Here is a 24191-nt window from a genome sequence, read left to right as displayed (position 1 = left end):
CGGAGCGTCTCCGCTTGGGGGATGTCTCGTTCCATGGCTGCTCGACCGAGGGGAACGTGATCCATCATCCTCATCGATCCTGACCCTGCTTTCCCATGCCGTTGGCTGGAGGTGGATCGGCTGGCTGCGCTTCCTGGTTCCGGGGCAAGCATCCATGTCCCAGATAGCGCATGGTGTTAAGGCTGTTTCTCAGCAAAGCGCCTGAATCGATTCTTGCCACAGCGACTTCACGGGTTGTCCACCAGAACTGTGGATAAGTCTGTGCGCAGATCCGCTCGAAGCTGTCAAAAAAGCTTATTAATCGGGGGCTTAGCGCTTCAGCCCAAAAAATATGCACAGAATTTATTCAATTAAAACAATATGTTGCGACGAACGCTGCGGCGCGGATGACTGCTCCCATGTCGTGGGCGTGTCAAGCCCCCAAGTGTGAATAAGTAAATGCTGATTCAGGCCTGGGTTGACTCCTAGGAGAGGGCTTGATGGGTGACCACACCCCATGAATCGGGGAGGGCTGGAAGGGACTTCACCAAGCGTTGGCGCCCCTTGGCGCGATGAGTGTGGTTGTCGCACAACGGTCATCAAGCGATGGCACCAGATACCCTATGCTTTCAACGGCCGTTGTCCAGCTGGATGTCTTGCCACCTCACCCGGAGATCAGCATGACCAAACTGACCATGGACGAGATTTCGCAAGAGTGCGCTGCCTGCCTGTTCTTCAATACAGACATCGAGTTCACGGATGGCCGCTTGCGGCTGGCCCTGACCTGCGACCACCGGGAGAAGAGCTTCCCGAGCGCCAAGGGGTGCTCGGAGCTCCTTCTTCTCCATGGCAGTGACGAGGATTGAGGGCCGCCAAACCCGCAGGCCAGGGCACCGGGCGCGGCAAGCGTCCCATGGTTTGATCGACCCGATGCGAATGAATTGCAGGGGGGGCTCATTACCCTATCTTCCACCCATCAAATGGAAAGTAAGCACGTGACAGGGGGCAGGGCTTTACCGCTGGCCCGGATCGCTAGCCTGGGGCCTCGTCCTCTCCTCCGGGGACTTCCTGAAGGCCACCACGTGGTCCACGTCCAGGCGGATGCCTATTTTTTCGCCAATGGCGTGATCGTGGTGGGAGGGCACCTGGGTCAGTATCCGGGCGCCGCTGGGCAGGCGCAGGGTGTAGAGGAACTCCGCTCCCCGGAAGGCCCGGCGTTCCACCTCGGCCTGGAGGGGGCTGGCGTCATCATGGAGGATGTCGTCGGGGCGGATGAGCACTTCAACGTCGGCGCCGATGCCGAAGCCCAGGCAACTGGCGCCTTCGCATTCCGCCGCGTCCACGCCCTGGAGCAGGCCCAGTTCCACCTTGACCTGGTGGGCGCTCATGACGATGCCTGGAAGCAGCACGCCCTGGCCGATGAAGTCGGCCACGAAGCGGTTGCGCGGCCTGTGGTAAAGGTCGTAGGGCAAGCCCCATTGCTGGATCAAGCCTTCGTTCATGACCCCCACCTTGTCCGCCATGGCGAAGGCCTCGTGCTGGTCGTGGGTCACCAGCAGGGCGGTGATGCCCTCGTGCTTGAGGATGTCCCGCACCTCGATGGAGAGCTTTTCCCGCAGGTCCACGTCCAGGTTGGAGAAGGGCTCGTCCAGCAGCAGGAGACGGGGTTTGGGCGCCAGGGCCCGGGCCAGGGCAACCCGCTGCTGCTGGCCGCCAGAAAGCTGATGGGGGTACTGGCGGGCCTCCCGGGTCAGTCCCACCAGGCGCAGCATCTCTCCCACCCGCTGGTCCCGCTCTGCCCGGGGCAACCTGCCCAGGCCGAAGCCGATGTTGGCCTCCACCGTGAGGTGGGGAAACAGGGCGTAGTCCTGGAACACCAGGCCAAGTTGGCGTTGCTCCGGCGGCCTCGATTTGCCGGGCCCCGCCACTTCCTCGCCGCCCACCAGGATGCGGCCGGATTGCAGGGTCTCGAAGCCCGCCACCAGGCGCAGGGCCGTGGTCTTGCCGCAGCCGGAGGGCCCCAGCAGGCAGCCGATCTCGCCCGGCTTGAGGCGGAGGGCGATGTTCTTCAGGACCTGCTTCTTGCCGTAGGCCTGGGCGACGTTTTCAAGAATGAGCATGTTCGGATTCCGAATCAGTAACTACGTGGGTCAGTGGTTTGCATGTTCGGTATTCCTGATGAGGAACATGACGGGCAGCAGCCCCACCAGGGCGATGGCGGCGGCGGGCAGGGCGGCCCGCTCCCATTCCCCCTCTGAAGTCATCTCGAATACCCGCACCGCAAGGGTGTCCCAGCCGAAGGGCCGGGTCATGAGGGTGATGGGCAGTTCCTTCATGATGTCCACGAAGGTGAGGGCCGCGGCGGTGAGCACCGAAACCCGCAGCATGGGCAGGTGGATGCGCCACAGGCGTTTGGCACCCACCACCCCCAGGGACTGGGCAGCCTCGTCCACGGAGCGGGAGATGCGGCCCAGGCCCGATTCCACGGGGCCGAAGCTCACCGCCAGGAAGCGGGCGCAGTAGGCCAGCAGCACCACCGCCAGGGTGCCCCCCAGCACCTGGCCGTCCAGGCCGAAGGTGTCGATGAACTGGTTGTCCAGCCAGGCCACGGGGATGAAGATGCCCACGGCCAGCACCGCGCCGGGCAGGGCATAGCCCAGGGTGGAGAGACGGGCGGTGATGCGCATGGCACTGGTGGGGTGCAGCCGCTGGGCGTAGCCCAGGGTGAGGGCCAGGGCCCCCACCAGCAGGGCTCCCAGGCCGGCCAGCAGCAGGGAATGCCAGGCGAACTCCAGGTAGCGTTCATCCAGGTCCCGGGCCCAGATGCCGCTGGCCCAGTCCACGATCTGCCATACGGGCAGGGCAAAGGCCAGGCCGAACACCAGGGATGACCAGGCCGTGGCCAGGGCGGCGTGCCAGCCCTTCAGCCGGATGCGGCTGGGGGTGGCGGAGGCCCGGGTGGAGGCGGCGTAGCTCCTATTCGCCCGCAGCTGGTATTCCAGCAGGGCCACCACGAACACGAAGAAGATGAGGATGGAGGCAAGCTGGGAGGCGGCGGGCAGGGAGAAGAGGGAAAACCAGGCCTTGTAGATGGCGGTGGTGAAGGTGTTGTAGTTGAACACCGACACGGTGCCGAAATCCGCCAGGGTCTCCATGATGGCAAGGAGCAGCCCGGCCATGATACCTGGCCGGGCCATGGGCAGGGCCACCCGCCAGAAGGCCTGGAAGCGGGAAAGGCCCAGGGACTGGGCGGCCTCCATGAGGCGCCGGCCCTGGCCCTGGAAGGCGGCCCGGGCGGTGAGGTACACGTAGGGGTAGAGGGCCAGGGTCATGACCAGGATGACCCCGCCCCGTGAACGGATGGGAGGCGGCCTCATGATGCCGAACTCGTCCCGCAGCCAGGTGGCCAGGGGGCCGCTGAAGTCGAACAGTCCCAGCCAGACGAAGGCGGTGACGTAGGCGGGCAGGGCCATGGGCAGCAGCAGGGCCCAGCTGAAGAACCTGCGTCCGGGGTAGTGACAGGCGGCGGTGAGCCAGGCCAGGGAGACCCCCAGCAGGGTGACGCCCAGACCCACGCCCAGTACCAGCCAGAAGGTGTTCCCCAGCAGTTCCGGCAGCACGAATTGCCACAGGTGGTTCCAGATTTCCTGGTCCGGGTCCGCCAGGGCCGACAGCACCACCAGTACGGGTATGGCGGTGATGAGGGCAATGGGCAGCACCACCAGCCAGGGGCCGGTACGGAGGCCAGCAAGCGATGCGCCCGCTACTGGCGCGACAGGGATGCCTTCGGACATGGAAACTGTCGGCGGTGGTGTTTCCACCATCGCCGACCTTGTTGTGGACATGGCTATGTTACTTGTAGCCGGCCCGGTCCATGAGCATGACCGCCTTGGCCTGTAGCTTGCCGGCCTCGGCCACGTTGATGAGGTTGGGTTTGAAGCTGCCCCAGGCGGCCACCTTGGGGTCGGGCTTCACCTTGGCATTGGCGGGGTATTCCATGTTCACGTCGGCATACAGGTTCTGGGCCTTGTCGGAGGACAGCCATTCCAGCAGCCTGACGGCATCGGCGGGATGCTTGGCGTATTTGGTGACGCCGGCACCGGAGACGTTCACGTGCACGCCGGCATTGGCGGCCTTCAACTGCTGGTTGGGCCAGAAGATGGCCAGGGGCAGGGCGGGTTTCTTCTCCATGAGGCGCCCAAAGTAATAGGTGTTCACCACGGTCACGTCACACAGGCCGGCTGCCACGGCCTCCATGGCCTTGGTGTCGTCGGGGAAGGGGTCGGCGGCCAGGTTCTTCACCCACCCCTTGACCATGTTCTCGGATTTTTCCTCGCCGTATTCCCAGATCATCATGGCCACTAGGGACTGGTTGTAGACCTTCTTGGAAGTGCGCAGGCACAGACGTCCTTTCCACTGGGGCTTGGCCAGGTCCTCGTAGGAGGTCAGCTCGCCCGGCTTCACCCTGTTGGTGTTGTACACCAGGGTGCGGGCCCGCACGGACAGGCCGAACCATTCATTGTCCGGGTCCCGCAGGTGGGCGGGGATGTTGGCGCCCAGCACCTTGGAGTTCACCGGCCGCAGCAGGCCTTCCTCCGATGCCTGCCACAGGTTGCCGGCGTCCACGGTGAGGAACACGTCTGCGGGGGTGTTCCTGCCCTCGGCCTTCAGGCGGGCCATGAGAGGGCCTTCCTTGTCGGTGATGAACTTCACCTTCACCCCGGTTTCCCTGGTGTAGGCATCGAAGAGGGGCTTGATGAGCTGCTCGTTGCGGGCGGAATAGACCACCACCTCGGTGGCAGAGACGCCGGTGGCGGCGGCCAGCATGGCCAGGGCGGCCAACAGGAACTTGCGCATATCGAACTCCAGGGTTGTGTTGAAGAAGATGCGGTGACATTACACCAAAGATGAGAATAATTCGCAATAGCTATTGCATACGAGAATTGTTCTCATTATGATGGTTTCCCATGAACACGACCGAAGCCAGGAAGAGCCCAGACCAGACCGATGCGCCGCCACGAGCCCCCGCGGCCATCTGCGCCCTGGAACTGTTGGGTGAAGCCAGGTCTGTCGTGATCGAACACCGGGGCGAGCGTTACGAACTGCGTCTCACCCGGAACGGAAAGCTGATCCTGACCAAATAGGCCGGGACGAATCACCCCACAGCCAGCCAACGGGCTTTTCCGCCCCAGTAGCCAGCCAGCAATGACTGATGAGTTACTGATAGGAGAAGTCCATGTGTCGTACCCCCGCGTCTTGTCTGCGCGCCCTGCTCCTGGTCGCGGCGCTGGCCGCCATGCCGGCAATGGCCGAGCCGGTTTCCGCCGATATTGCCCAACTCCTGCAAGACATGCAGGAACGTCTGGGCAAGCTGGAGGCCCGCAACGCCGAACTGGAGCTTCGTCTGGTCGAAGCCGCGCCAGGCGCCAGTGAGGGGACCCTGAAGGCCCGGGTGGAGGACCTGGAGAACGAAGTTGTGGCCCTGAGCAAGAAACCGGATTCCCTGCATCGATTCGAAGGCCTTAGCGCCGGAGCCAGCCTCACCATGGTCGCCCAGCGGGCCAGGGGGGGCGGGGTGAGCGCGGAGGAGTTGAACGCCCGTGCCGATATCGAGGTGGAACTGCCCATGGGGTCCATCGGCGAAGCCGAGGGCCGTTTGTTCGCACACTTTCGCGCCGGCGATGGCGACGGCGTGGACGTACCTTTGGGAGCCCTGGCCCCTGCTCCTTTCGCGCCGGCCAACTCCATTGCCTTTGGCAACACTCCCCAGCCGGTGCTGATGCAGGCCTGGTACCAGCTGGATGTTCCCGTGGGTGGAACAAGCGGTGAATTGGGCCAGTTGGAGTTAACCATCGGCAAGATCGATCCCTTCGGCTTCTTCGACGGCAACAACATCGCCGATGACGAGTCCGAGCAGTTCCTCAACCTGGCCTTCATCCACAACCCCCTGCTGGACGCAGGCGGCGATGTCACGCCCGGCGACCACGGTGCCAGCCCCGGCTTTCGCGTCGGCTACGTTAGCGACATCAATGGTGGCAACAACGTCACGGCGGCCCTGGGGGTGTTCGCCGCCGGCGGCGATGGCGCTGGCCTGGGCGGTTCCAACTACACCGACAGCTTCAAGAACCCCCTGGTCATCGGCCAGGTGGAGTATGCGGGCAAGACCTTCGGCGGCATGGAAGGCGCCTACCGCCTGTATGGCTGGACCAATGGTCGCGCCTATGACGTGGCCCTGACCGGCACGACGCTGGAACGGCATACCGGCTGGGGCATCTCCCTGGATCAGCAGGTGGCGGAGCACGTCACCCTGTTCAGCCGGCTTGGCTTCTCCACCCAGGGCAATGTGCTGTTCGATCGCGCCTATACCCTGGGCGCCCAGTTCGACGGTGGACTTTGGGGACGGGAGAACGATCGCATCGGCGTGGCAGCCGGCTGGCTCGAGGCCAGCAACGTTTCCGGTCAGACCGGGGCGGAGAAACCCATCGAGCTGTATTACGCCCTGCAGGTCAACGACCAGATCCAGGTCTCGCCGAGCCTGCAGTGGATCCGGGAGCCCGGTGGCGCGACGGGCGCCAGCAACGTGACCGTCTGGGGTCTGCGCGCCAAGGCTTCCTACTGAAATTTTTCCCGTCCTTTCAACTTATACACCGGAGGTCATCATGGACAGCAACAACGCTCTCTTGGCCGGCGCCCTGGACCATCTCATGCGCCATGCCCTCACCGGCTGCGCAAAGGCTGCCCACCAGGCATCCCGTCTTCTGGACGTGCTCTCGGAGCGATCCGACGTGGATAGCGGCACCCGTGTGCTGTGCGGCCGGATGAGCGAGAAGCTGGAAGCCGGCCTGGGAGGCAGGCATGTGTGACCGTTGCGAAAACAGTGGTGTCCTGGCGGGGTTGATGGCCCGGGCCGGGGTGATTTCCCTGCCGGAAGTCTCCATGAAAGATGGCGGGGATGATGCACACCCCCTGGAAACTGATCCCGGCGGGAACAAGGGCGCGACCATGCAGCGGCGTCCAAGGCTCTGGGAACTGGAGGAAAAACACCATTGCCCCGTGATCGGCACCTGCCTGGCCCTGGAGGAACTGAAGAAGATCGCCCGCAGGGGGGGCTTCGCGGGCAAGGGCTTCGAACCCTATCGCCTGCACGTGGAGGCGGTGTCCATCTCCTGTTCCCGAAACGACACTTCCGAGGCCATGCACAAGTTGCTGGAGCGCAAGTTCAGCCTGGACGTGGCCCGCTTCAACCGCCTGCGTGGCGACGCCGATGTCCTTTCCCTGTGGAAGTTGCATCTGGAACGGGGCGAGGTGGCCGGCCCCATGTGGGCGGCGCTCACCCACAAGGCCGCCAGCAAGGAGACCCGCAACACGGTCTATTCCGACGTGCACATGCTGTCCCATCAGGTGGGGGCGGGCCAGGCGGCAGACCTGAGGCGCCTGGATAGCCTGCAAATGGAACATGCCGTGCTCCAGGCTGCCCATGCCGCATTGAAGGAATCCGAGGCGGAAGTTGCCTGTGTCAACCAGGGGCTGAACAGGGAATTGAGGGACTTGCGCGGCGAGTTGCAGGTGCGGAGCGAAGAGGCCCAGTCCTTGCGCCAGCGCCTGGATGTCCTCGAGTCCGGCGAGGCCATGGTGGCCATGGGACGTCGCCTGGTCCTGGCGGAGTCCCAGGCGGCCCGTGCCACGGAACTGGAGGTTCGGCTCAAGGTCCTGGAACAGAAGGTGGGCCAGTTGCGGGCGGAAAAGGTGCGGCTTGCCCGGGAACTGGAGGAAGCCACTGCCGAGCGGGACGCCCTGGAGCGGCTATGGGGGGGAGAGGACAAGTCCGAGGATGTGTCCTGCTCCGGCGCCTGCGAGCAGTGCGACCGGCGACTCCAGGGCCGCTGCGTGCTCTGCGTGGGCGGCCGCACCCCTCTGCTGCCCCAGTATCGCCTCCTGGCTGAGCGCCTGGGGATTCGCCTGATCCATCACGACGGCGGCAGGGAACAAGCCCTGGCCCGGCTGCCCGAGTTGCTCAACGCCTCCGACGCGGTGATCTGTCCCACGGACTGCGTGGGACACCTGGCCTATTACCAGTTGAAGAAGCATTGCAAGCAATCCGGAAAACCCTGCGTGCTGGCCAGGAGCTCCGGGGTGGCGGGTTTCGCCGCCGCCCTGGCCCGCCTGGCCGAGGGCCGTGCAGACATAAAGACTCAATCATGAACGCCCAGAAGAAATCCCCGGAAAAAGACAAGCCGACGCCGGTTTACCAGAGCCGCGACCTGTTCCAGGGCGGCAAGGTGGTGCTCATCGTCCACGAGGGGCGGGAGTACTGGCTGCGCATCACCAGCGCCGGCAAGTTGATCCTCACAGCCTGATATCCATTCATTTCCAACAAGGTATAACCATGCAGAAGCTCATCATCGCCCTTGCCGTTTCCGCCACGCTATCCCTCCAGCCTGCTGTCGCCGCCGAAATGAACGTGGCCCCCGTGCTGGACCACTACGCCAGCATGGTGCACGCCAACTACGAGGATGCCCTGAACAGCGCCCGGGCCCTGCAACAGGCCATTGACGCGTTCCTGTCCAACCCCTCCGCCGGGACCCAGCAGGCGGCCCGGCAGGCCTGGCGGTCGGCCCGGGAGTTCTATGGCCAGACCGAGGCCTTTCGTTTCTACGGCGGCCCCATCGACGACGAAAGTGGTCCGGAAGGCCGCATCAACGCCTGGCCCATGGACGAATCCTTCGTGGACGGCGTGGAGGGCAATCCCAATGCGGGCCTCATCAACGACCGGAGCTTCGCCATCACCAGGGAGTCCCTGTCCGGCCAGAACGAGCGGGGCGGCGAGGAAAACGTGGCCACCGGTTACCACGCCATCGAGTTCCTGCTGTGGGGCCAGGATTTGAACGACAACGGTCCCGGAAACCGCTCCTATACCGACTTCGTGGATGGCAAGGCCCCCAACGCCGACCGCCGCCGCCAATACCTGAAGGTGGTCACCGAGTTGCTTATCGACGATCTGACCACGCTCACCAAGGCCTGGCGTGCCGGCAGCAAGCTCAATTACCGCGCCCGCTTTGTGGAGGGGGGGCAGGAATCCCTGCGCAAGATGTTCGTGTCCCTGGGTTCCTTGTCCAGGGGTGAGCTGGCGGGAGAGCGCCTGGAAGTGGCCCTGAACAGCCAGGACCAGGAGGACGAGCATTCCTGCTTCTCCGACAACACCCATCGCGACGCCGTGCTCAACGCCACCGGCATCGAGAACGTCTGGCTGGGCCGCTACAAGCGCGCCGACGGCAGCGTTCTGCGGGGACCGTCATTGAAGGACCTGGTGGCGGCCAAGGACGCGGCGCTGGCGGAGAGGACCAGCAGGCAGATCGCCCAGTCCGTGGCCAGTGCCCGGGCCATCCAGGCCCCCTTCGACCGGGAGATCGTGGGCGGCAAGGATGCCCCCGGCCGCCTGCGGGTCCAGGCCACCGTCAACAGCCTGGTGCAGCAGAGCAAGGACCTGGTGGCCGCCGCCAACGCGGTGGGCATCACCAAACTCACCCTGGTGCAGCCCTGACCGTGAAATCCATCCCCCCTGGAGGGTGTAGGGCAGGGTGGGGGTGAGGTGTGAATCAAATTCAGGTGTGGCCCCACCCTCTCCCCCTGCCCCTCTCCCCCCGAGGGAGAGGGGTGACAACCCCCAGCCACATGCAAGCCAACCGGAAGCAAGCCTCATGAAAACCCGCATTCCCCCAGCCTTCGCCCTGCTGCTCGCCGCCAGCGGCCTTGCCGCCGCCCCCGTGGCCGACCCCGAGGGCGAGGAGGCCGGCGGCGACACCACCGTCTACGCCACCGGACGCAACGCCTTTTCCTTTCCCGCCGCCAACCTGACGGACGAGGAGCGCACCCGCTTCGTCATCGGCAACTCCTTCTTCAAGCGCAACTGGGTGGAAGCCCCGTCCTCCACCCGGGCCCGGGACGGACTGGGACCCCACTTCATCGCCCGCTCCTGCGGTGGCTGCCACGTGAACGACGGACGGGGCGAGCCACCCAAGCCGGGGGAGCAGCCCGTCTCCCTGCTGCTGCGCCTGTCCATTCCCGGGGTGGGTGTCCACGGCGGCATCGTCCCCGAACCCACCTACGGTGACCAGTTCAACAACGCCGCCGTGCAGCGGGTGAAGCCGGAGGGCAAGGTGGTCATCTCCCACGCCGAGGTGCGGGGCCGCTTCGCCGACGGCACGCCCTACACCCTGAAGCAACCCCGCTATGCCTTCACCGGCCTGGGCTACGGTCCCATGGCCAAGGGGGTCATGGTGAGCCCCCGGGTGGCCCCCCAGATCATCGGCGTGGGCTTGCTGGAGGCCATCGCCGAAGACGACATCCTGGCCAACGCCCGGGAGCAGACCGCCACTCAGGGACCCGTCAAGGGTATGCCCAACCGGGTGTGGGACGCCCCCGCAGGCCGGATGATGCTGGGCCGCTTCGGCTGGAAGGCCAACGTGGCCACCATCGCCCACCAGACCGCCGGCGCCTTCAACGGCGACATCGGTATCACTTCCAGTGTGTTTCCGGACGAGGCCTGCACCGTTGCCCAGCAGGACTGCCTGGCCGCACCCCGGGGCAGCCAGGGGAAAACGCCCGAGATAGATGACAAGACCCTGGGGGACGTGGTGTTCTATCAGGCCACCCTGGCCCCGGCCGCCCGGCGCAAGCCCAATGACCCTCAGGTGCGTCAGGGCCAGAACCTGTTCACCCAGGCCCAGTGCGGCACCTGTCACCGTCCAAGCTACGTGACCACGGCTTCCCCTACGCCCCAGTTCAGCAGCCCGGCCCTGAATGGCCAGCGCATCTGGCCCTACACGGACCTGCTGCTGCACGACATGGGCGAGAATCTGGCGGATGGCCGCCCCGACGGCCAGGCCACGGGCCGCCAATGGAAAACGCCTCCTTTGTGGGGCGTTGGCCTCATCAAGGACGTCAATGGCCATGCCCGGCTGCTCCATGACGGCCGGGCCGACGGCGTGCTGGAGGCTATCCTGTGGCATGGGGGCGAGGCGGAGGATAGCCGTGCGCGGGTGCTGCGGATGAGCAGGCCCGAGCGGGATGCCCTGGTGAAATTCGTGGAGTCCCTATGATGCTGCGTACTGCCCTGTATTTGTCGCTGGCCCTTTTCTCGACCGGAGCCCTTGCGGATGTCGCCGGCACACTCCAGGCCATGTACCGGGATGCCATGGTGCAGCGGGCCACGGCCCTGGCCACCAACGGCGATCAATTGGCGGCGTCCCTGGAGGCCTATTGCGCCGGGTCCGCCGGCGATGCGGGCCTGGCTGGACCCCGCTCCATCTGGCACAAGGCAGTGATCCGCTGGGAACGCCTTTCCGCCGTGGCCATCGGCCCCGTGCTGGAGCAGCGCGTGGCGCGGCGCATCGACTTCCACCCCACCCGTCCCCGCCTGATCCTAAAAGCCATCCAGTCCGCGCCCGCCAGCGCGCGGGACATGGAACTCATCGGCACCCCGGCCAAGGGCTTCCCTGCCCTGGAGTGGCTGCTGTGGACCCAGCCTGTCCAGCCCGCCACGCCGGCCTGTGCCTACGCCGTGCGGGTGGCGAAGGAGATAGGCGTGGAGGCCCACATGCTCGAGCAGGCATACAAACTGGCCGCCAGCCGCACCCTGAAGGACCAGGCAGCCCAGGTCGCCCTGGGCGAGCTGGTGAACCAGTGGGTGGGCGGACTGGAGCGCCTGCGCTGGACCCACATGGAAATGCCTGTGCGGGTGGCGGGCACGGCCGGCCCCGACGCGGTGCCGGTATACCCGCGCGGGGCCAGCGGCGTGGTCGCCACCACCTGGGCGGCCCAGTGGGACCTGCTGCATACCCTGGCCGTGGGTGGGGGCGCCGGCTCCCTGGCCGCGCTGCTGCGGGACCTAGGCCAGGGCCGGCTGGCCGAAAACCTGGCCGGGGCCGTGGCCAGGGCGGATGCCGGCATGGCTGGCCTGGATCCCGCCGACAAGACCCGCATCCTGGCCACGGCCAAGGACCTGGCTGCTCTCAAGGGGCTGGTGGAGAACGAGGTGGCTCCCGCCCTGGGGGTCAGCATCGGCTTTTCCGACTCCGACGGAGACTGAACATGGACCCCACGAAGCTGGCCATCGCCCAGTCCCCTTTGCAAAAGGAGGGCAAAGGGGATTCGAGTGGCCTCGCCAAACGGGATGAGACCGGCAATACCTCCCAACCCCACTCACCGGGAGAGAGGCGTTTCGACCGCCGCGCTTTCCTGGCCACCATGGCGGCCCTGGTGGGTGCCCCCGCCTGGGCCGCCGCCGCAAGCCGGGAATCCGGTGCTGCCGTCCGGCTGGCGGCCACCTGGCAGGCAGGAAATGGCTATCAGCTTGGTGTGTTGGAGTATGCGGAGGGCCTGGCCATCCGTTCCGTCCTGGACATTCCCACCCGGGCCCATGGCCTGCTGGCGGAACCCGCCGGCACCCTGCTGGCCGTGGCCCGCCGGCCGGGGGACTGGCTGCTGCGCTGGAACCGGGAGGGTCGGGCGCTGGCCTGGCGCTGGATCGAGCCGCGCCGCGCCTTTGCCGGCCACCTGCAGGCCAGTGGCGACGGCCGCACGGTCCTGACCACCGAGCTGGACCTGGACACCGGCATGGGCCTCATCGGCGTGCGAGATGCCGCCACCCTGGAGAAGCGCGACGAATGGCCCACCCACGGCATGGACCCCCACATGCTGGTCTGGGACGCCACCAGGCCCGGCAGCTTGATCGTGGCCAACGGCGGCGTGCCCACCCTGCCGGAAACGGGCAGGTTGAAGCGGGACCTGCACCGCATGGATTCCTTCATCGCCCGCATGGATGCCGCCACGGGGGAACTGCTGGGCCAATGGCGCCTGGATGACCCCCGGCTTTCGCTGCGGCATATGGCCTGGAACGGCCGCCGTGGGAAACCCCTGCTGGGCATTGCCCTCCAGGCGGAGCACGACGACGCGGTGGCTAAGTCCCAGGCCCCCGTCCTGGCCCTGTTCGACGGGCAGGTCCTGGGTGCCTTGGAGGCCCCCGTTCCTCTCGCTGGCTATGGGGGTTCCATCGCGCCTTTGGGCGATGGCTTCGCCGTGGGCTGCCCCCGCAGCCAGGGCGTGGCGGTGTTTGGGGCAAGCGGCTTCCGTACCCTGGTGAGCCTGGAAGAAGCCTGTCCCATTGTCAGCGCCCACGGCCAGCTCTGGGCCGGAGGCCGGGGCCGGCTGCTGTCCCTGGCCCCGGATGCGACACCTGCCGGTACCGGCGAGTTGAATGGCATCCGCCTGGACAACCACTGGATCGCCATTTGAGGCGCCCTGTTCCTTAAATAGGGGGCGGGATGGCTTGGCTTATTCATTCGATAGTCAATAGCTATCTACCGAATAGCATCATTCAATTAGATAAAACAATGTGACGTCGATAGGATTCATCCCATCGCATGCCTTCCAACCCCTTGCAACAACCAACTTCTTAGGAGAAACCTGATGCAATCCCTGATCAATACCCAAGTTCAACCCTTCACCGCCCAGGCCTTCCACAACGGCAAGTTCGTGGAAGTCACCGAGAAGAGCCTGCATGGCAAGTGGTCTGTCCTGATCTTCATGCCGGCCGCCTTTACCTTCAACTGCCCCACCGAAATCGAGGATGCCGCAGACAACTACGCCGAGTTCGAGAAGGCCGGCGCCGAGGTGTACATCGTCACCACCGATACCCACTTCTCCCACAAGGTGTGGCACGAGACCTCCCCCGCCGTGGGCAAGGCCCGCTTCCCCTTGGTGGGCGACCCCACCCACGCCCTGACCAATGCCTTCGGCGTGCATATCCCCGAGGAGGGCCTGGCCCTGCGCGGCACCTTCATCATCAACCCCGAGGGCATCATCAAGACCATGGAAGTGCATTCCAACGAGATCGCCCGTGATGTGTCGGAGACCCTGCGCAAGCTGAAGGCCGCCCAGTACACCGCCGCCCACCCGAACGAGGTCTGCCCGGCCAAGTGGAAGGAAGGCTCCGCCACCCTGGCCCCGTCCCTGGACCTGGTGGGCAAGATCTGACGCCCTGATCGTCGCTCCCGCGCAGGCGGGAGCCCAGGATAGGCCTGGATCCCCGCCTGCGCGGGGATGACGAACACCCCCCAGCGCGCAACACAAAGCCTTCATCACCAGGCGACGGCTTCGTATTGCCCACTGAATCAGGAGAAACACCATGCTGGACGCCAACATCAAGGCCCAACTCAAGGCCTATCTTGAAAAGCTCGTGGCCCCCATCGAACTGGTGGCTTCCCTGGACGACAGCCCCAAGTCCGCGGAGATGCGCGGCTTGCTGGAAGACGTGACCAGCCTGTCCGACAAGGTGTTCCTGCTGGAAAACGGCAACGACGCCCGCCGGCCTTCCTTCGCCATCGGCAAGGTGGGAGAGCCTGGCCGCATCCGCTTCGCCGGCCTGCCCATGGGCCATGAGTTCACGTCCCTGATCCTTGCCCTGCTGCAAGCCAGCGGCTATGCGCCCAAGATCGACGCCGCCACGACGGAGGCCATCCGTTCCCTGAAGGGCCCGTTGCGCTTCGAGACCTATATCTCCCTGTCCTGCCACAACTGCCCGGACGTGGTGCAGGCCCTCAACGCCATGGCGGCCCTGAACCCCAATATCCAGAACGTCATGATCGACGGCGCCCTGTTCCAGGACGAGGTGAACGCGCGCCAGATCATGGCCGTGCCCAGCGTCTACCTGAACGGCGAACTGTTCGACAACGGCCGCATGACCGTGGAGGAGATCGTCGCCCGCCTCGATACCGGCGCCGCCGAGCGGGATGCCGCCAGGCTGGCGGAGCAGGCCCCCTTCGACGTGCTGGTGGTGGGCGGCGGCCCGGCCGGCGCGGCGGCGGCGGTGTATGCGGCCCGCAAGGGCATCCGCACCGGGGTGGTGGCGGAACGCTTCGGCGGCCAGGTGATGGACACCCTGGCCATCGAGAACCTCATCTCCGTGCCCCACACCGACGGCCCCCATCTGGGCCGCGCCCTGGAGGAGCACGTGAAGGAATACGACGTGGACATCATGAACCTGCAAAAGGCCGAGGCATTGATACCCGGGGAGGCGGGCGGCTTCCATGAAATCCGCCTGGCCAACGGCGCGGTGCTCAAGGCCAAGGCCCTGATCCTGTCCACGGGTGCCCGCTGGCGCGAGCTGAACGTGCCCGGGGAGCAGGAATATCGCGGCAAGGGTGTGGCCTACTGTCCCCACTGCGACGGCCCCCTGTTCAAGGGCAAGCACGTGGCGGTGGTGGGCGGCGGCAATTCCGGCGTGGAAGCGGCCATCGACCTGGCGGGCATCGTCGGCCACGTTACTCTGCTGGAATTCGGCGACACCCTGCGGGCTGACGCGGTGCTCCAGGACAAGCTCCACAGCCTGCCCAATGCCACGGTGATCAAGAGCGCCCAGACCACGGAAGTGACGGGCGCCGACGGCAAGGTAAACGGTTTGACCTACACGGACCGCACCACCGGCCAGAGCCAGCACATCGCCCTGGAAGGGGTGTTCGTGCAGATCGGTCTGCTGCCCAATACGGACTGGCTGAAGGGCACCGTGAATCTCTCCCGCTTCGGCGAGATCGAGGTGGATGCGAAGGGCCAGACCAGCGTGCCTGGCGTGTTCGCCGCCGGCGACTGCACCACTGTGCCCTACAAGCAGATCATCATCGCCATGGGGGAGGGTGCCAAGGCCAGCCTGTCGGCCTTCGATCATCTGATCCGCAGTTCAGCTCCGGCCATGTAAGCCAACTTCGCCTGTTACTCAGCCCCTCCATGGCATGGAGGGGCTTTTTATTTGGGCCAGTCCATCTCCTCATGCCGCTGGAAGTGCGTAACTTTGTCGATCTGCAAATCCGCAATTGACAGATGCGTTCATGGTGTTGATAATTATTCTCAACAAGTCGCCCGGGCCTATCGGGTGACTTGCTGATTTCGCTGAAGGCCCGGTGCCTTGGCGAAACATGGAGCCAGCCAGCCACGCCCGCCGGGCGAGCCAGCAAGCCAGACGGATACCGTTGATTACTGGATTTGTTGATGTTGGCTGGCCATTCCTTCCCTTATCGCCTTTCTTCCCGGCACCGCCCTATCGACGCGGGCTGTCCGGGCCTTGTCCGAGGGGCCGGCCAATGACCGACGCCTTCGATCTGGATGTGGCCTCCCTGCTGGGCATGCGCCGCCACCTTTCCATCGTGCACCACCTGCCAGGCCGCATCCGGCTGCGTATAGGCCCGGCCCTCTGGGGTATCGCCAAGAAGGTGGAGGACAGCCTGTTCAGGCAAGCGCTCAACCACCTGGAAGGTATCAGCGACGTGCGCGTCAACATGGCCGTGGCCTCGGTGGTGATCGAGTACGACGCCAAACAAATCCATCCGGACAGCTGGGAAACCCTGGTGCGCGGCGATACCGAGGCGGCGGGAGACCTATTGAATCAGTGGCTGGCGCGCAATGGCCAGTTGTTGCGATACACCCTCGATGAAAAGGAGTAAGCGATGAGCGAACAAGGGATGTCCGGACACGGAAGCCAAGGCATGGGTGGCGCGGGCCAGGGTGAGATGGGCCAAGGCGGCATGGGCCAAGGCGGCATGGGCCAGAGCGGCATGGGCCAAGGTGGCATGGAACAACAGGGCATGCACCAGGCCCAGTTTCCGCCCCAGGGGGGCATGCCTTACTGGATGCCTTACGGCTACGCACCCCACCCCATGATGGGCTACCCACCCGGCATGGGCCAGATGGCGGGCCCCCAAGCAGGCCAGGGCCAGGGCATGGCCCAGGTGATGCAGGAGATTGCCAACGGCGGCAACGGCCTGTCCAGCCTGACCAAGATGCTGGATTTCGACGACAAAGACTTCTGGAAGGGCGCCCTGGTGGGCGCGGCGGCGGTATTGCTGCTGACCAACGAAAGTGTGCAGAAGGCCCTGTTTCGGGGTGCGGTGAAGGGCCGCGACGCGGTGGAAGAGGGCGTCGAGAAGGTCAAGGAAGGCGTGGACAAGGTGAAGCAGAAGGTGCACGAGGCAAAGGAGAAGGGCGATGAGTGACCACTACCTGGTACCCCATGTGTACACCGGCGCCTATCTGCCCGCCTCGGGTGAGGCCGAGTCTTGCACCTGCGAGACCTTGGTGAACATGGCCCTGGTGGGGGCGGTGGTGGGTGGTTCCGCCGCCGCCGCCCACAACGCGGCGCGCATGAAGCGGGACGAGATCAAGCTGGGCGAGGCCCTGGTTTCCACCGGCCGCACGGCCATCGCCAGCGCGGCGGCCACGGCCGTGGCGGGGGCGGCGGCCAACGCGGTGGCCAAGGAGGGCGTGCTGCGCCTGTCCCTCATGTTTGGCGTGGGCGCGGCCATGCTCTACGGCCTCAGCCGCTGGACGGAAGGCAAGGGAGGCGGCGATGTATGACTCCGGACATCAACATCATCACGGCGTGAGGAAGAACATCATGGAAGGCATCGGCGGTTTGATCATCGGCGCGGCGGCGGTGCTGCTGGCCGTCAGGTTCTTCAAGGGCAGGAAGGCGGAAGCCCAGGCCGGCGCCCCGGCCCTGACGGCGCCGGCCAAGGCCGAAGTGGCCAAGGCAACGTCCAAGCCGGCGGTGGCGAAGCGTGCCCCGGCCCGCCGGGCCCAGCCGGCCAAGGCGAAGGCCACCCCGGCGGCGGCCGTCAAGGCCGCGGCAAAGGCCAGGGCCGCCAAGCGTCCCAGCCGCGCCCGCGCGAAACCGGCCGCCAAGACCGCCACCCCCTCCGAAACCACCGAATCCTGATTGGAGCGAAAAATGGATCAACACAATATGCACGCCTATCCCCAGTATCCCCAGCAGGCCGCCATGCTGAACACCACCAACGCCATGCAGCAGGGCGCCGGCATGGGCCAGGGCGCCTATCACCAGGGCATGCAAGTCCAGGGTGGATATGCCCAGGGCATGGGCTATCCCATGTACGCGACCCACTACCCGCGGCAGAGCAGCAGCCTGCTGGGCTTCGCCAACGACCGCTTCCTCAAGGGCCTGCTCATCGGCGCCGCCGCTGCCTATCTGCTCACCAACGAGAATGTGCAGCGCACCGCCATCAAGGGCGCGGTGAAGGCCTGGAGCCTGCTGCAGGGCGGCGTGGAGGAAATGAAGGAGCGCTTCCATGACGCCGAGGCGGAGATCCGTGCGGAGTCCGCCGAGTGATCAGCCCGGGATCGCACCACCACCACGACGACGACCACGAGCAGCATGCGGCCAAGCCGGACCGCTGGCTGGTGGGGCTGTTGGCCGGGGCCGCGCTGATATATCTGGCGGGGAGGGTGCTGGGTCTGGGCAAGGCACACCGGCCTAACTCCCCCCGTAACCAGACTGACTGAATCATGAACGACACCGCCCGCACGCCCGTCGTCCTGCATGAAACCCCTTCGCGTCTGCGGGTGCGCCTGCCTGCCCTGGCTCAGCGGGGGTGCAAGCCGGCCTGGCTGGAGTCCTGGCTGGAATCCCAGCCGGGGGTGAAGGATGTGCGCATCAACCCCAAGGCGGCCTCCGTGGTGGTGGCCTTCGATCCCCAGCGCCTGGGCCGGGACGACGTGCTCGCGCGCCTGGCCACTTATCGCCCCGACCAGGCCCCTGCCACCGGGGCGGAGCCCAGCATCGCCGCCGAGGTGGCGCCCATGGTCACCAGCGCCGCCACCCTGGCGGCCGTGCCCTTCCTGCAACCCTCCCTGGCCCGGCTGCTGACCCTGGCCAACGTCTCCCCCATCCTGCTGGAAGGGGCCGGCACCCTGGCCACCCATGGCATCAAGATGGAAGTGCTGGACGCCCTGGCAGTGGGCCTGTCCACCCTCAAGGGCGAGGTCTACACCGCCAACATCACCGCCTTCCTGCTGGCCCTGGGGGAGTTCCTGGAGCACCAGACCCAGCGCAAGTCGGACAAGCTGCTGCGTAGGTTGCTGAATCCCGAGCCGGCCCCGGCCTGGGTGGAGAGGGACGGCGAACTGGTACAGGTGCCCGGCGATGAGGTGCAAGTAGGCGAGATCGTCGTGGTGGGCGTGGGCGAGACCGTGCCCGTGGACGGCCGCGTGGTGGAGGGCGTGGCCCTGATCAACCAGGCCGCGGTCACCGGCGAGGACGTGCCCGTGCGCCGGGAGCAGCGGCAGCGGGTGGTGGCCGGCAGCACGGTGGAGGAGGGCCGTATCCGCGTGGAGGCCCAGCGGGTGGGGTCCGAGACCACCACCGCCCGGGTGGCCACCTTCATCCAGTCCTCCCTGGCTAGCCGTTCAGACACCCAGCGCATGGCCGAGGAACTGGCGGACAAACGGGTGTGGTTCACCCTGGTCACCGGCGGCCTGGTCTACGCCCTGACCCGGGACCTGACCCGGCTGGAATCCGTGTTCCTGGTGGACTATTCCTGCGCCCTCAAGCTGGGCACGCCCATGGCCTTCAAGTCCGGCATGTACCGGGCCGCCACCCACGGCGTGCTCATGCGCGGCGGCGGCGCCATCGAGCATCTGGCCGAGGTGGATACGGTGGTGTTCGACAAGACCGGCACCCTGACCCATAGCGAGCTGGTGGTCACCGACGTGGTGGCCCTGGGCACTAAACATCTGTCGGAGGACGCCCTGCTGGCCCTGGTGGCCTCCGTGGAGGAACACGCCAGCCACCCCCTGGCCCAGGCCATCGTCGAGGCGGCCAAGGAGCGGGACCTGAAGCACATCACCCATGGCGAGGTGGACTATCTGGTGGCCCACGGCCTCTCCACCGATGTGGAGGGCAAGAAAGTCATCATCGGCAGCCGCCATTTCCTGGAGGAGCACCACGGTATCTCCTTCGCCAGGCACGAGACCGTCATCGACCGGCTCCAGGAGGAGGGCAAGACCCTGCTCTATGTGGGCGCATCCGCCCAAGGCCGGAAGAAAGGCGGACCGATTGGGGTTGTCGCATTGCGGGATACCCAGCGGGCCGACGCCGCCTACGCCCTCAAGCGGCTGCGTGCCCAGGGCATCACCCGTCTGGTGATGATCACCGGCGACAAGCGGGCCAAGGCTGAAGCCCTGGCAGCGGAGCTGGGCCTGGACGCGGTCCACGCCGAGGTGGCGCCGGAGGAGAAGGCGGAAATCATCAAAGCCCTCCAGGCCCAGGGCCGCAAGGTGGCCTTCGTGGGGGACGGCATCAACGATGGTCCGGCCCTGTCCGTGGCGGAGGTGGGCATCGCCATGCCCCGGGGCGCGGACATCGCCCGCGCCACCGCCGACATCGTGCTCATGGACGACCGCCTCACCGCCGTGGCCGATGCCCGGGAGATTGCCGCCAGCACCATGGCCCTCATCAAGAGCAATTTCAACGTGGCGGTGGGCGTGAACACCGCCGTACTGGCCGGCGCCGTCATGGGCTGGCTCTCCCCCGTCATGAGCGCCGTGCTGCACAACGGCACCACCATCGGTGTGTTGCTGCGGGCACTGGCGGGCGCGGGGCCCAAGACGGTGCCCGAACCACGGATTCCAACAGGGGAGGCCAAGCCCGCCCCATCCCAGCGTTTGAACTGAGAGGAGTGACACCATGACAGCCATCAAATACATCCATCACACCCCTGGCCGCCTGCGCATCAAGGGCCACCACTTCAAGTGCCATGGCGAACGAGCCCGCAAGGCGGTGGCCGCCCTCCAGGCCATGAAAGGCGTTGAGCTGGTGCAGCTCAACGGCCACGCCGGCAGCCTCACCGTGCATTACGACACGGACCTGCATACCCAGGCCGACCTGCTGTCCACTCTGGAAAAGGCGGGCTGCCTTCATGTCGCCGATGTCCACGCCGCCAGCGCGGCCCATGGAGCTTCCCGTTCCACGGTGGCCAAGGAAAGCGTGGCCGGTGTGTTCGGCAAGGCCCTGGTGGGGGTTCTGGCCCAGCGCACCGCCACCCGCCTCATCGGCGCCCTGATCTGAGACCGCCATGTCCGGCCCGTCCCACTTTCCCCTCAGCATGGCCGACGAGGGCGACCGCGTGCGCGTGGTGGCCCTGCGGGGCGGGGCGGGGCTGGACATGCGCATGACCGAAATGGGCCTCAACGTGGGCAGTGAACTCACCGTACGCCAGCGCCAGGGCGGCGGCGTGGTGGTGTCCCGGGGCGAGACCCGCTTCGCCCTGGGCGGCGGCATGGCCCACAAGATCATGGTGGAGAAAGCGGATACATGAATGCCTCGGGCGAACGATTTCCCGTAGCCCGGAGAAGCACAGCGAGTCCGGGGATGCACAGTCCGCTATCCCGGACTCGGCTTCGCCTCCTCCGGGCTACTCCTCAAGACCACTTTTTCCGTGGAGCAAGGACATGACCCTCAAGGACCTGCAAGTGGGTGACCGTGCCAAGGTGGCCGGTTTTCTGGAAGGCAGCGGCAGCGGCACCAATCCCTATCGCCGCAAGCTGCTGTCCATGGGCCTGACCCCCGGCGCCGAGCTTTCCGTGACCCGGGTGGCCCCCATGGGCGATCCCGTGGAGATCCGGGTGCGGGGCTTCGCCCTGTCCGTGCGCCGCGACGAGGCGGCATCTCTCTCAGTGGAGAAACTGTGATGAAAACGAAGTTTCGGCGGAGGCTAATATGAGCGAAGCGAATGTTAAGCCCGCGCAGCGGGCGGCCGGAGGCAAAACGGGTTTTACCATCGGCCTGGTGGGCAACCCCAACTGCGGCAAGACCACCCTGTTCAACGGCCTCACCGGCTCCAAGCAGCGGGTGGGCAACTGGCCCGGCGTGACGGTGGAGAAGAAGGTGGGCGAATACCGTTTGGTCCATGGCACAAACCAAATTCGTTTCGAGGTGGTGGACCTGCCCGGCACCTACTCCCTGGACGTGGTGGACCGGGAGGTGTCCCTGGACGAGAAGGTGGCCCGGGACTATGTGCACGCCAACGAGGCGGACCTCATCATCAACATCGTCGACGCCTCCAACCTGGAGCGCAACCTGTACCTCACCACCCAGTTGGCGGAGATGCGCGTGCCCCTGTTGGTGGTGCTGAACATGGTGGACGTGGCGGAAAGCAAGGGCATGACCGTGGACGCCGACGCGCTCAGCCGCCAGTTGGGCTGCCCCGTGGTGCCCGTGGTGGCCTCGGAAGGCAAGGGGATCGCCGAACTGAAGGAGGCCATCCGCGCGGCCGTGGCCAGCCAGCCCCGGGCTTCGGCCCTGGTGGAGTATGAGGCCGCCCTGGACCACGCCGTGGCGGGCCTGGCCTTGCGTCTGAATGAAGCCGCCCAGGCTACCGGCACATCTCAACGCTGGCTGGCGGTGCGCCTGCTGGAGGGGGACGACCTGGCGCGTAAGGCCGCCGGGCCGGAGCTGGCGGCGGAAGCCAAGCAGCGGGCCGAATCCCTGGGGGACGACCTGGATATATTGGTGGCGGATGCCCGCTACAGCCTGGCCAACCACATGTCGAAACAGGCCGTCACCGTGGCCGGCCTGGTGGGCCGGGACCTCACCGACCGCATCGACCGGGTGGTGCTGAACCGGGCACTGGGCATCCCCGTCTTCCTGCTCATGATGTACCTGATGTTCATGTTCACCATCAACATCGGCGGCGCCTTCATCGACTTCTTCGACCAGCTTGCCGGGGCCATATTCGTGGACGGCTTCGGCGCCCTACTGGGTGGCATGGGGGCCTCGGAGTGGGTCACCGTGGCCCTGGCCAACGGCATCGGCGGCGGCCTCCAGACCGTGGCCACCTTCATCCCGGTCATCGGCTTCCTCTACCTGTTCCTCTCCATCCTGGAGGACTCGGGCTACATGGCCCGGGCCGCCTTCGTCATGGACCGCTTCATGCGCTGGGTGGGCCTGCCGGGCAAGTCCTTCGTGCCGCTCATCGTGGGCTTCGGCTGCAACGTGCCGGCCATCATGGCCACCCGCACCCTGGAGCACCGCCGGGACCGGCTCATCACCATCGCCATGGCGCCCTTCATGTCCTGCGGCGCGCGGCTGCCGGTGTATGTGCTGTTCGCCGCCGCTTTCTTCCCCCAGGGGGCCCAGAACGTGGTGTTCGGCCTGTACCTCATCGGCATCGTGGTGGCCGTGCTCACCGGCCTGGTGCTGAAGAACACCGTGCTCAAGGGCGAGGCCACGCCCTTCATCATGGAGCTGCCCCCCTACCACCTGCCCACCGTGAAAGGCATCCTGATCCACACGTGGGACCGGCTGAAGAGCTTCATCTTCCGGGCCGGCCGGATCATCGTGCCCATGGTGCTGGTGCTCAACTTCCTCAATGCCGTGGGCACGGACGGCAGCTTCGGCAACGAGGACAGCGACCAGTCCATGCTGGCCGAGGTGGGCCGCGGCATCGCCCCGGCCTTCTCGCCCCTGGGGTTGAACGAGGACAACTGGCCCGCCGCCGTGGGCATCTTCACCGGCGTGCTGGCCAAGGAGGCAGTGGTGGGTACCCTGGACGCGGCCTACACGGCCCTGGCGGCCCAGGACGCGGGCAAGGAAGCCGCCGAGGAGCCGTTCAGCCTGGCCGACGCGGTGGGCGGCGCCTTCGCCACCATCCCCGCCAATCTGTCCGACGCCCTGGGCGCCTGGGCCGACCCCCTGGGCATCCAGGTGGGCGACGTCAGCGACCAGGCCGTCGTGGCCGAGGAGCAGGAGGTGTCCACCGGCACCTTCGGCGCCATGGCCGCCCGCTTCGACGGCGCCGCCGGGGCTTTCGCCTACCTGCTGTTCATCCTGCTCTACTTCCCCTGCACCGCCGCCATCGCCGCCGTGTACCAGGAATCCGGCCCGCGCTGGACCGTCTTCGTGGCCTGGTGGACCTCCGGCCTGGCCTATGGCCTTTCCACCCTGTATTACCAGGTGGCCACCTATGCCCAGCATCCGGCCACATCAGCAGGGTGGATCGCGGCCATGGCGGGCTGCTTCGTCGCGGCCTTCCTGACCCTGCGCTGGATGGGCCGGCGGGAGGCGGACGGGCCCATGCCCGCGCCCCAGAAGGCGTGAGGAGGGATCGATATGATTCTGTCCCAGGTCAACGACTATCTGCGCCAGCATCGGCGCGCCAGCGTGACGGACATGGCCCTGGGCCTGGACGCCGCGCCGGAGGCCCTGAAGGGCATGCTGGCCACCCTGGAACGCAAGGGGCGGGTGCGGCGCCTGCCTGCCGGCACATCCTGCTCCGGGTGTTGCAAATGCGATCCGAACGCGGTGGAGTTATACGAATGGACCGGCGATTGAAACATCCAGCCGTAGCCCGGAGGAGGCCCAAGGCCGA

General features: G+C 66.2%; 27 protein-coding genes. 24 read left to right on the top strand and 3 right to left on the bottom strand.

Going from position 1 to position 24191, the window contains the following annotated elements; all coding sequences use genetic code 11:
- Positions 1–659 precede the first annotated feature (659 nt).
- Entirely contained in the window at positions 660–845 is a 186-nt protein-coding gene (locus tag H6935_05375; protein MCP5277780.1) for a hypothetical protein, read from the top strand.
- Positions 846–992: 147 nt separating this feature from the next.
- On the opposite strand, the gene H6935_05370 is transcribed toward H6935_05375, so the two are convergent.
- Genes H6935_05370 through H6935_05360 form a run of 3 tightly spaced genes read right to left on the bottom strand, consistent with a single transcriptional unit; the run spans position 993 to position 4836 of the window.
- Complete coding sequence (locus H6935_05370; GenBank protein MCP5277779.1) at positions 993–2099, bottom strand: ABC transporter ATP-binding protein; 1107 nt, start codon at positions 2097–2099, stop codon at positions 993–995.
- Between the two features lie 30 nt (positions 2100–2129).
- The gene (locus H6935_05365) at positions 2130–3773 is read right to left on the bottom strand and encodes an iron ABC transporter permease (GenBank protein MCP5277778.1); all 1644 of its coding nucleotides are present in this window, start codon (positions 3771–3773) and stop codon (positions 2130–2132) included.
- Between the two features lie 58 nt (positions 3774–3831).
- Positions 3832–4836 carry a Fe(3+) ABC transporter substrate-binding protein gene (locus tag H6935_05360; GenBank protein ID MCP5277777.1) on the bottom strand — a complete coding sequence of 335 codons (1005 nt, stop codon included), beginning with the start codon at positions 4834–4836 and terminating at the stop codon, positions 3832–3834.
- A gap of 110 nt (positions 4837–4946) precedes the next feature.
- On the opposite strand from H6935_05360, the gene H6935_05355 reads away from it, so the two are divergent.
- The 23 genes from H6935_05355 to H6935_05245 all read left to right on the top strand — a co-directional run bounded on the left by H6935_05355 (position 4947) and on the right by H6935_05245 (position 24154).
- Entirely contained in the window at positions 4947–5123 is a 177-nt protein-coding gene (locus H6935_05355; GenBank protein MCP5277776.1) for a hemin uptake protein HemP, read from the top strand.
- A gap of 92 nt (positions 5124–5215) precedes the next feature.
- Positions 5216–6598, top strand: a complete 1383-nt coding sequence (locus H6935_05350; protein MCP5277775.1) for a carbohydrate porin — start codon at positions 5216–5218, stop codon at positions 6596–6598.
- 40 nt (positions 6599–6638) lie between these two features.
- Complete coding sequence (locus tag H6935_05345) at positions 6639–6842, top strand: hypothetical protein (GenBank protein MCP5277774.1); 204 nt, start codon at positions 6639–6641, stop codon at positions 6840–6842.
- The gene (locus H6935_05340) at positions 6835–8181 is read left to right on the top strand and encodes a DUF2325 domain-containing protein (GenBank protein ID MCP5277773.1); all 1347 of its coding nucleotides are present in this window, start codon (positions 6835–6837) and stop codon (positions 8179–8181) included. Before H6935_05345 ends, H6935_05340 begins: the two co-directional genes overlap by 8 nt.
- Positions 8178–8336 (top strand): hemin uptake protein HemP, encoded by a 159-nt coding sequence (locus H6935_05335; GenBank protein ID MCP5277772.1) that lies wholly within the window; start codon positions 8178–8180, stop codon positions 8334–8336. Before H6935_05340 ends, H6935_05335 begins: the two co-directional genes overlap by 4 nt.
- 29 nt (positions 8337–8365) lie before the next feature.
- Positions 8366–9520: an iron-regulated protein gene (locus H6935_05330; GenBank protein ID MCP5277771.1), complete on the top strand. Its 1155-nt coding sequence runs from the start codon at positions 8366–8368 to the stop codon at positions 9518–9520.
- Positions 9521–9677: 157 nt separating this feature from the next.
- A complete protein-coding gene (locus tag H6935_05325; protein MCP5277770.1) occupies positions 9678–11078 on the top strand; it encodes a thiol oxidoreductase in 1401 nt (466 codons plus the stop codon).
- On the top strand, positions 11075–12067 hold the full coding sequence (locus H6935_05320; protein ID MCP5277769.1) for an imelysin family protein: 993 nt from the start codon (positions 11075–11077) through the stop codon (positions 12065–12067). Before H6935_05325 ends, H6935_05320 begins: the two co-directional genes overlap by 4 nt.
- 2 nt (positions 12068–12069) lie before the next feature.
- A complete protein-coding gene (locus tag H6935_05315) occupies positions 12070–13272 on the top strand; it encodes a DUF1513 domain-containing protein (GenBank protein MCP5277768.1) in 1203 nt (400 codons plus the stop codon).
- A 174-nt stretch (positions 13273–13446) separates the two neighbouring features.
- The gene (gene ahpC, locus H6935_05310; GenBank protein ID MCP5277767.1) at positions 13447–14013 is read left to right on the top strand and encodes a peroxiredoxin; all 567 of its coding nucleotides are present in this window, start codon (positions 13447–13449) and stop codon (positions 14011–14013) included.
- A 151-nt stretch (positions 14014–14164) separates the two neighbouring features.
- Positions 14165–15730, top strand: coding sequence for an alkyl hydroperoxide reductase subunit F (gene ahpF / locus H6935_05305; protein ID MCP5277766.1), 1566 nt, complete (start codon positions 14165–14167; stop codon positions 15728–15730).
- 382 nt (positions 15731–16112) lie between these two features.
- Positions 16113–16472, top strand: a complete 360-nt coding sequence (locus H6935_05300; protein MCP5277765.1) for a heavy-metal-associated domain-containing protein — start codon at positions 16113–16115, stop codon at positions 16470–16472.
- 3 nt (positions 16473–16475) lie between these two features.
- A complete protein-coding gene (locus tag H6935_05295; protein ID MCP5277764.1) occupies positions 16476–17021 on the top strand; it encodes a YtxH domain-containing protein in 546 nt (181 codons plus the stop codon).
- Positions 17014–17382, top strand: coding sequence for a magnetosome protein MamC (mamC, locus tag H6935_05290; protein ID MCP5277763.1), 369 nt, complete (start codon positions 17014–17016; stop codon positions 17380–17382). The genes H6935_05295 and mamC overlap by 8 nt, the downstream gene beginning before the upstream one ends.
- Before the next feature lie 25 nt (positions 17383–17407).
- On the top strand, positions 17408–17743 hold the full coding sequence (locus H6935_05285; GenBank protein MCP5277762.1) for a hypothetical protein: 336 nt from the start codon (positions 17408–17410) through the stop codon (positions 17741–17743).
- 12 nt (positions 17744–17755) lie between these two features.
- Positions 17756–18154: a hypothetical protein gene (locus H6935_05280; GenBank protein MCP5277761.1), complete on the top strand. Its 399-nt coding sequence runs from the start codon at positions 17756–17758 to the stop codon at positions 18152–18154.
- Positions 18151–18327, top strand: coding sequence for a hypothetical protein (locus H6935_05275; GenBank protein ID MCP5277760.1), 177 nt, complete (start codon positions 18151–18153; stop codon positions 18325–18327). The genes H6935_05280 and H6935_05275 overlap by 4 nt, the downstream gene beginning before the upstream one ends.
- Positions 18328–18330: 3 nt before the next feature.
- On the top strand, positions 18331–20496 hold the full coding sequence (locus H6935_05270; protein ID MCP5277759.1) for a heavy metal translocating P-type ATPase: 2166 nt from the start codon (positions 18331–18333) through the stop codon (positions 20494–20496).
- Positions 20497–20509: 13 nt separating this feature from the next.
- Complete coding sequence (locus H6935_05265; protein ID MCP5277758.1) at positions 20510–20890, top strand: heavy-metal-associated domain-containing protein; 381 nt, start codon at positions 20510–20512, stop codon at positions 20888–20890.
- Positions 20891–20897: 7 nt separating this feature from the next.
- Positions 20898–21140, top strand: a complete 243-nt coding sequence (locus H6935_05260; GenBank protein ID MCP5277757.1) for a ferrous iron transport protein A — start codon at positions 20898–20900, stop codon at positions 21138–21140.
- Positions 21141–21273: 133 nt separating this feature from the next.
- Positions 21274–21513 carry a ferrous iron transport protein A gene (locus tag H6935_05255; GenBank protein MCP5277756.1) on the top strand — a complete coding sequence of 80 codons (240 nt, stop codon included), beginning with the start codon at positions 21274–21276 and terminating at the stop codon, positions 21511–21513.
- Between the two features lie 28 nt (positions 21514–21541).
- Positions 21542–23920 (top strand): Fe(2+) transporter permease subunit FeoB, encoded by a 2379-nt coding sequence (gene feoB, locus H6935_05250; protein ID MCP5277755.1) that lies wholly within the window; start codon positions 21542–21544, stop codon positions 23918–23920.
- A 12-nt stretch (positions 23921–23932) separates the two neighbouring features.
- Complete coding sequence (locus H6935_05245) at positions 23933–24154, top strand: FeoC-like transcriptional regulator (protein MCP5277754.1); 222 nt, start codon at positions 23933–23935, stop codon at positions 24152–24154.
- Positions 24155–24191 lie beyond the last annotated feature (37 nt).

It is taken from the genome of Thiobacillus sp. (assembly GCA_024235835.1).
Classification (GTDB): domain Bacteria; phylum Pseudomonadota; class Gammaproteobacteria; order Burkholderiales; family Thiobacillaceae; genus PFJX01.
Note: the sequence above shows the minus strand (reverse complement) of the source record. Positions and strands in the feature narration are given on the sequence as shown.

Excerpts from the sequence above, each read along its gene's own strand:
- H6935_05355 (MCP5277776.1), top strand. The coding sequence starts at position 4,947 with ATGAACACGACCGAAGCCAGGAAGAGCCCAGACCAGACCGATGCGCCG.
- H6935_05320 (MCP5277769.1), top strand. The coding sequence starts at position 11,075 with ATGATGCTGCGTACTGCCCTGTATTTGTCGCTGGCCCTTTTCTCGACC.
- H6935_05345 (MCP5277774.1), top strand. The coding sequence starts at position 6,639 with ATGGACAGCAACAACGCTCTCTTGGCCGGCGCCCTGGACCATCTCATG.
- ahpC (MCP5277767.1), top strand. The coding sequence starts at position 13,447 with ATGCAATCCCTGATCAATACCCAAGTTCAACCCTTCACCGCCCAGGCC.
- H6935_05260 (MCP5277757.1), top strand. The coding sequence starts at position 20,898 with ATGTCCGGCCCGTCCCACTTTCCCCTCAGCATGGCCGACGAGGGCGAC.
- H6935_05315 (MCP5277768.1), top strand. The coding sequence starts at position 12,070 with ATGGACCCCACGAAGCTGGCCATCGCCCAGTCCCCTTTGCAAAAGGAG.
- H6935_05325 (MCP5277770.1), top strand. The coding sequence starts at position 9,678 with ATGAAAACCCGCATTCCCCCAGCCTTCGCCCTGCTGCTCGCCGCCAGC.
- H6935_05280 (MCP5277761.1), top strand. The coding sequence starts at position 17,756 with ATGGATCAACACAATATGCACGCCTATCCCCAGTATCCCCAGCAGGCC.
- H6935_05365 (MCP5277778.1), bottom strand. The coding sequence starts at position 3,773 with ATGTCCGAAGGCATCCCTGTCGCGCCAGTAGCGGGCGCATCGCTTGCT.
- H6935_05270 (MCP5277759.1), top strand. The coding sequence starts at position 18,331 with ATGAACGACACCGCCCGCACGCCCGTCGTCCTGCATGAAACCCCTTCG.
- H6935_05265 (MCP5277758.1), top strand. The coding sequence starts at position 20,510 with ATGACAGCCATCAAATACATCCATCACACCCCTGGCCGCCTGCGCATC.
- feoB (MCP5277755.1), top strand. The coding sequence starts at position 21,542 with ATGAGCGAAGCGAATGTTAAGCCCGCGCAGCGGGCGGCCGGAGGCAAA.
- H6935_05360 (MCP5277777.1), bottom strand. The coding sequence starts at position 4,836 with ATGCGCAAGTTCCTGTTGGCCGCCCTGGCCATGCTGGCCGCCGCCACC.
- mamC (MCP5277763.1), top strand. The coding sequence starts at position 17,014 with ATGAGTGACCACTACCTGGTACCCCATGTGTACACCGGCGCCTATCTG.
- H6935_05375 (MCP5277780.1), top strand. The coding sequence starts at position 660 with ATGACCAAACTGACCATGGACGAGATTTCGCAAGAGTGCGCTGCCTGC.
- H6935_05330 (MCP5277771.1), top strand. The coding sequence starts at position 8,366 with ATGCAGAAGCTCATCATCGCCCTTGCCGTTTCCGCCACGCTATCCCTC.
- H6935_05245 (MCP5277754.1), top strand. The coding sequence starts at position 23,933 with ATGATTCTGTCCCAGGTCAACGACTATCTGCGCCAGCATCGGCGCGCC.
- ahpF (MCP5277766.1), top strand. The coding sequence starts at position 14,165 with ATGCTGGACGCCAACATCAAGGCCCAACTCAAGGCCTATCTTGAAAAG.
- H6935_05295 (MCP5277764.1), top strand. The coding sequence starts at position 16,476 with ATGAGCGAACAAGGGATGTCCGGACACGGAAGCCAAGGCATGGGTGGC.
- H6935_05350 (MCP5277775.1), top strand. The coding sequence starts at position 5,216 with ATGTGTCGTACCCCCGCGTCTTGTCTGCGCGCCCTGCTCCTGGTCGCG.
- H6935_05340 (MCP5277773.1), top strand. The coding sequence starts at position 6,835 with ATGTGTGACCGTTGCGAAAACAGTGGTGTCCTGGCGGGGTTGATGGCC.
- H6935_05370 (MCP5277779.1), bottom strand. The coding sequence starts at position 2,099 with ATGCTCATTCTTGAAAACGTCGCCCAGGCCTACGGCAAGAAGCAGGTC.
- H6935_05255 (MCP5277756.1), top strand. The coding sequence starts at position 21,274 with ATGACCCTCAAGGACCTGCAAGTGGGTGACCGTGCCAAGGTGGCCGGT.
- H6935_05335 (MCP5277772.1), top strand. The coding sequence starts at position 8,178 with ATGAACGCCCAGAAGAAATCCCCGGAAAAAGACAAGCCGACGCCGGTT.
- H6935_05300 (MCP5277765.1), top strand. The coding sequence starts at position 16,113 with ATGACCGACGCCTTCGATCTGGATGTGGCCTCCCTGCTGGGCATGCGC.